The organism is Chitinophaga sp. (assembly GCF_035564935.1).
GTDB lineage: Bacteria > Bacteroidota > Bacteroidia > Chitinophagales > Chitinophagaceae > Chitinophaga.
On sequence record NZ_DATMTE010001044.1, the window covers coordinates 1 to 6,108 of the forward strand.

Consider the following 6,108-nt stretch of genomic DNA (forward strand, 5'->3'; position numbering starts at 1 on the left):
TTCTTTTTTCGAGGAAAGCCTGTATCCCTTCTGCATTATCGGCGGAGTTGCCGGCAATTTCCTGGCAGTAAGCTTCATATTCAAGTACTTCATCCAGGTTATCCGTCATGCCTTTGCCAAGCATTTTTTTCATGAGTGCAATGGCTTTCGTAGGTGCGGCAGCGTAATAAGCGGCTTCCGCCTGTACGGCGGCATCCAGTTCTGCTGCGGGCACCACTTTGTTTAACAGCCCCATTTTCAACGCCTCTGCCGCGCTGATCTTACTGGCTTTAGTAGCCAGTTCAAACGCCCGGTGGTAGCCCACGGTGCGGGGCAGGAAATAGGAGGAGCCGGAATCCAGCACCAGTGCAATGTTCACAAAGATCTCTATCATGGTGGCTTCTTCGCTGGCAATGATCATGTCGCAGGCCAGGGCAATGGAGCATCCTGCACCGGCGGCCACGCCATTGAGCCGGCAGATAACCGGTTTGGGCATGTTGCGGATGGCGCGTATAATGGGATTATAGCGCTTACGAAGCGATTCGCTCAGGTCGCGTTTTCCCGACTCCATAGATGCCCTGAGATCCTGTCCGCTGCTGAAAGCCTTACCGGCGCCGGTTAACACTACCACCCGTACTGCCGGATCCTTTTCTGCTTTTTTTAATGCGTCCTGCAGCTCATAGCTGAGCGGATCGTTGAACGCATTGTATACTTCAGGTCTGTTTAATGTGATGGTAGCAATACCATCCCGGATATCCAATAATAAAGCAGCCATGATAATATGATTTACAGGGTTTCTTTCAGCCAGTTAAAGAATTCACGTTGCCATACAATGGCGTTCTGCGGTTTCAGTACCCAGTGATTTTCTTCCGGGAAGTACAGCAGCTTACTTTTGATCCCTTTCAGCTGTGCCAGCTGGAACGCCTGCAGCCCCTGCTCAATTGGAACGCGGAAGTCGATACCCCCCTGGATGATCAGAATAGGCGTATTCCATTTATTGGCATATTCACTTGGGTTGAAATGCTTGTAAGCGTTGGCATTGGCAGCGTCCCAGTAGGCGCCGATGTCCCAGTTGGCAAACCACAGTTCTTCCGTAGTGCCATACCAGCTTTTCAGGTCAAATAAGCCGTCGTGTGCAATAAAGCTTTTGAAGCGGTTTTCGTGTACGCCTGCCAGCATATATACGGAATAGCCCCCGTAACTGGCGCCTACAGCGCCCAGGCGGGCTTTATCCACATAGCTTTCCTTGCTTACATCGTCAATTGCACTCAGGTAATCTTTGATGGGTTGTCCGCCCCAGTCCTTACTGATGGAGGCATTCCACTCTACGCCATGTCCCGGCATGCCTCTCCTGTTGGGCGCCACTACAATGTAGCCCTGGGAAGCCATCAGCTGGAAGTTCCAGCGGTAAGAGTAAAACTGCGATACGGCAGATTGAGGGCCGCCCTGGCAATACAACAGGGTAGGATATTTTTTAGCGGGATCAAAATCCGGCGGGAAAATCACCCAGGTAAGCATATCCTTGCCATCGGTGGTTTTTACCCAGCGTTTTTCAATTTTGCACATGCTTATTTTATCGTAAGCAGCCTTGTTTACGCTGGTAAGCGGGGTAACGGCGCCTTTCTGCAGGTCAACGGTGAACAGTTCCGCTGCATGGTTCATATCTGTGCGGGATACTACCAGTGTGTTACCGGATTGGCCCAGCACATCATTGATATCAAAATCGCCGGTGGTAACCTGGCGTATATGCTTTTCCGTTGTTTGTGCAATATTTTTCTGCAAGGTGATTTCCAGCAATTGTTCGGTGCCTTTAATCACGGCGAGGAAGTATATTTTTTTCCCGTCGTTGCTGAAGCGGGAGGAAGCGGCAGTACCATCCCATCCTTTGGTAAGGTTGGTGATAACGCCGGTGGCGCGGTCCATGATGATCACATCATTTTTGTCCGATTCGTAGCCGTCGCGGGCCATGCTTAACCAGGTAAGGTATTTGCCGTCGTAGCTGAAAGCTGGCGCCACATCATAGCCCATCATTCCTTCAGAAAGGTTGCGGGTGGTTTTAGTAGCGAGGTTATATTCGTAGATATCAGTATTGGTGCTAATGGCGTAATCTTTCCCGAACTTCTTCTTACAAACATAGATCACGCTTTTACCATCATGGCTCCAGATCATATCTTCAGGGCCACCGGAAGGCATTTGCGGGCAGTCATACGGTTCTTCGGCCATAATGTCTATGGGGGCGCCTACTTCGCCATTGTTGTAGGTAGCATAAAAAACATGCGAAAAACTGCCATCTTCCCAGGTATCCCAGTGGCGGTAGTTCAGGTTATCATAGATCTGCACGTTGGATTTCGGAAGATCCGCGTAATGATCGCTGCCGGAGATCTTCTTTATTTTCACTTCTTTCGAAAACAAAATATGCTTCCCGTCGGGAGAAATGCGGATATTTTGCATACCGCCTTCCACGTTGGTTTTCTGCACCGGATCAGAGCCATCAGCATTCATTTCATACCACTGCCCTTTCAGGGAAAACCCGATCTTGTTGCCGGGTAATATGGCTACGTCCCCTTCTGCGCCTGGTGTTTGTGTAAGCTGCTTTGGTGTGCCGCCCGCCAGTGGAATAGCGTAGAGGTTCTTCTCGCTTTTGTTTTCCGTCATATTGACCTGGGATACGCCGTAGATAGCGGTTTTACCGTCAGCGCTCAACGCCTCCCCGCTCACCCGTCCAAGTTGCCATAGCAATTCGGGTGTCATCTTATCCTGGGCTACTGCCATAGTTGATATTAATAGTCCTGTCAGTAAAAAAGGTTTAAACATGATATCGAAAGGTTGTTTTGGATCGGGTAAATGTAGGAAGAAATGGCTTAGCGATTAAATTCTCTGTAAATTTGCTCCAAATTCTGAAATAACTTGATTGAGAAAAAACAGGTAGTACAAAAAGAGGAAAGGGCCGTTATAGTAGGCGTTATCACTAAAGACCAGACAGAGCGCCAGGTAAATGAGTTCCTGGATGAGCTGGTGTTCCTGGCCGAAACCGCAGGTGCTGCTACTGTTAAGCGCTTTACCCAGCGGCTGGCACACCCGGACAGGGCTACTTTTGTAGGAAAAGGCAAGCTGGAAGAGATCCAGCAGTTTATTGCAGGCAGGGATGTATCACTCGTTATATTTGATGATGAGCTGACCGGCTCTCAGATCGCTAATATTGAAAAGGTACTCAGGGTTAAAGTTATAGACCGCAGTGACCTGATCCTGGACATTTTTGCGCGGCGCGCACGCACCGCCCAGGCAAGGGTTCAGGTAGAACTTGCCCAATACCAGTACATCCTGCCACGACTGCGCGGTATGTGGAGCCACCTGGAAAGACAGGGAGGTGGTATTGGCAGCAGGGGCCCGGGTGAAACGGAAATTGAAACAGACCGCCGTATCGTAAAAGATAAAATAGCGCTCCTGCGCAAACGGCTGGAGGATATAGACCGGCAATCGCTTACCCAGCGTAAGGAACGCGGCGAGTTTATCCGTGTGGCGCTGGTAGGTTATACCAACGTGGGTAAAAGTACGCTCATGAACCTGCTCAGCAAAAGTGAGGTGTTCGCGGAAAACAAGCTGTTTGCCACATTGGATACCACCACCCGCAAAGTGGTATTTGATCAAACCCCTTTCCTGCTCAGCGATACCGTAGGATTTATCCGTAAGCTTCCCCATCACCTGGTGGAAAGCTTCAAATCCACGCTGGATGAAGTGCGGGAAAGCGATATCCTGATCCATGTAGTAGATGTTTCCCACCCGCAATACGAAGAGCAGATTGAAGTGGTAAACCGCACGCTGCAGGAACTGAAAGCGTTTGAGAAACCCACTATCATGATCTTTAACAAGATGGACCTTTACGAGGCCAACACCTTTGATAAATGGCTGGAGCCGGAAGTTAAACAAGACATCCTGGATAACCTGAAACAGCAATGGGAAACAAAAACACAGGGAAACTGTGTATTCATTTCCGCGCTGGAAAGAAGGAACATCGAAGAATTACGTAAAACGATCCTGGACAAGGTAACCCAATTGTACAGGGACCGCTTCCCCTACAAAACAGAATTCTTCTACTAATGGCGAAAGAATATTCCTGGTATAAACTGGAAGAAGGCCGTTTACCTTTTGCGGAGAAGGAGATCAGCGTACTGGAGGTAAATGGAAAAAAGATCTGCTGTACCCTGCACCAGGGGCAGCTTTTCGCTTTTGCATATAAATGCCCCCATGCCGGAGGGATTATGGCCGATGGAGTGATTGATGCCACCGGCAACATTGTGTGCCCGGTGCACCGTTATAAGTTCAGCCTTAAGAATGGCTATAACAGCAGCGGTGAAGGATATTACCTGAAAACATATCCTATAGAGCAGCGTGAAGACGGGCCATGGCTGGGCATGGAGAAAAGCGGCTGGTTCTGGTAAAGCAGTTATCTTTTTGTTAAGTGTGACGGTCATATTTGAAGTAACCGGTATATGCCTGTAACTTTTCGTAATGCTGACTACAACTGTTACACGCTCATTTGTTCTATCTGAGAAACAGGTATGGCTGCTTATCATCGCCATGCTGGTACTATTACAATTCAGTGCCCTGTTTGTACCGATCCTGGAACCCGATGGCGCGCTCTATGCCGGTATCGCCAAAACAATGGTGATTAAACACGACTACTGGAATCTTTACGCCGATGGCCGCGATTGGCTGGATAAACCCCACTTCCCTTTCTGGATGGCTGCGATCAGCTTCCAGCTTTTTGGTATCCATACCTGGTCGTATAAATTGCCTGCTATTCTTTTTTTGCTGATGGGCGCCTGGTATACCTACCGCTTTGCCCTTCATTTGTATGATGAAAAAGTGGCCCGCTGGGCAGTGTGCATCCTGCTTACCGCCGAACACCTGGTAATTTCCAATAATGATGTACGGGCAGAACCTTATCTCACCGGGCTGATCATCGCAGCGGTATATCATTTTTATCGCCGTAGCGTTTTGCTTGGCGCCCTTTTTACTGCCTTTGCCATCATGACGAAGGGAATGTTTGCGCTGGTGCCTGTTTGTGCCGCTATTGGCGGTCATTTGTTGTTTATGCGCAATTGGAAGGAGCTGTTCCACTGGCGCTGGGCCATAGCAGCCATATTAACCGCTCTTTTTATTACCCCGGAACTGTATGCCCTGTACCGGCAGTTTGATCAGCACCCGGAGAAAATTGTATTCGGCGCCACCGGCGTTTCGGGTCTCCGCTTTTTCTTCTGGGACAGCCAGTTTGGCCGCTTTATGAACACCGGGCCTATCAAGGGTTCCGGCGATCCGTTCTTCTTCTTCCATACCCTTCTCTGGGCTTTCCTCCCCTGGTCGGTAATGCTGTACGCTGCTGTGATCATCTTTATAAAAAAATGGAAACAGCAAAAGGAATATTACTGCATTTGTGCGGCCCTGGCCACTTTTGTACTGTTTTCGCTTTCCCGCTTCCAGCTTCCCCATTACCTGAATATCATCTTTCCTTTTTTTGCAATCCTTACCGCACAGTATATTCTATCACTGCAAACGGAAAAAGGGCTGAAATTTTTCCGGGTTACCCAATATACCATCATCATATTGGTGGCTGTTGCCGGCGTGGTGATCGATCTGTTATACAAACCGGCCATGCATTACGCCTGGCTGCTGCTGGCTGGCGCCCTGCTCCTGCTCTACCTGTTGCTGCACTACTGGCTGGATAAATCTACCCGGCAAGCCGTATTTTACCGGACCATTTCCATCAGTATTTTGCTGAACCTGTACCTGAACACTATTTTATACCCCGATATGATGCAATACCAGAGCGGAAGTACCGCCGCCGCTTATGCGAATACCTATCTGCCCGGCAAAAGTATAGGGCTGTACCAGGCCAATTCCTACGCATTCGACTTTTATTTACAGGCGCCGGTACTACGCCCGGATTCCGCTTCGGGGCTCATTTTTACAACTCCCGATGCGGTAGCTTCCCTGCAACAGCAGGGATATACCTGCACCGTTATCAGGTCGTTTCCCCATTTTTATGTGAGCAAACTGGATCTGCCTTTTGTCCGGAAGGCAACGCGGGCGGGTGCATTGGGAGAAAGGCAACTGGTAGAGGTGAAAAAA

The 6,108-nt window shown here is 49.2% G+C and carries 5 protein-coding genes; 3 read left to right on the forward strand and 2 right to left on the reverse strand.

The window, feature by feature from the left end:
- Together VN105_RS27155 and VN105_RS27160 are read right to left on the reverse strand one after the other, a co-directional pair.
- Positions 1-754: enoyl-CoA hydratase/isomerase family protein (locus VN105_RS27155; RefSeq protein WP_325646177.1), on the reverse strand; the 754-nt coding region annotated here is incomplete at its 3' end.
- Positions 755-765: 11 nt separating this feature from the next.
- A complete protein-coding gene (locus VN105_RS27160) occupies positions 766-2,751 on the reverse strand; it encodes a S9 family peptidase (RefSeq protein WP_325646179.1) in 1,986 nt (661 codons plus the stop codon).
- 135 nt (positions 2,752-2,886) lie between these two features.
- Between VN105_RS27160 and hflX the strand changes: the two genes are divergently transcribed.
- From hflX to VN105_RS27175, 3 genes are all read left to right on the forward strand, one after another.
- Entirely contained in the window at positions 2,887-4,077 is a 1,191-nt protein-coding gene (gene hflX, locus VN105_RS27165; RefSeq protein ID WP_325646181.1) for a GTPase HflX, read from the forward strand.
- Positions 4,077-4,418, forward strand: coding sequence for a Rieske (2Fe-2S) protein (locus VN105_RS27170; RefSeq protein WP_325646183.1), 342 nt, complete (start codon positions 4,077-4,079; stop codon positions 4,416-4,418). Before hflX ends, VN105_RS27170 begins: the two co-directional genes overlap by 1 nt.
- Before the next feature lie 70 nt (positions 4,419-4,488).
- Positions 4,489-6,108: ArnT family glycosyltransferase (locus VN105_RS27175; RefSeq protein ID WP_325646185.1), on the forward strand; the 1,620-nt coding region annotated here is incomplete at its 3' end.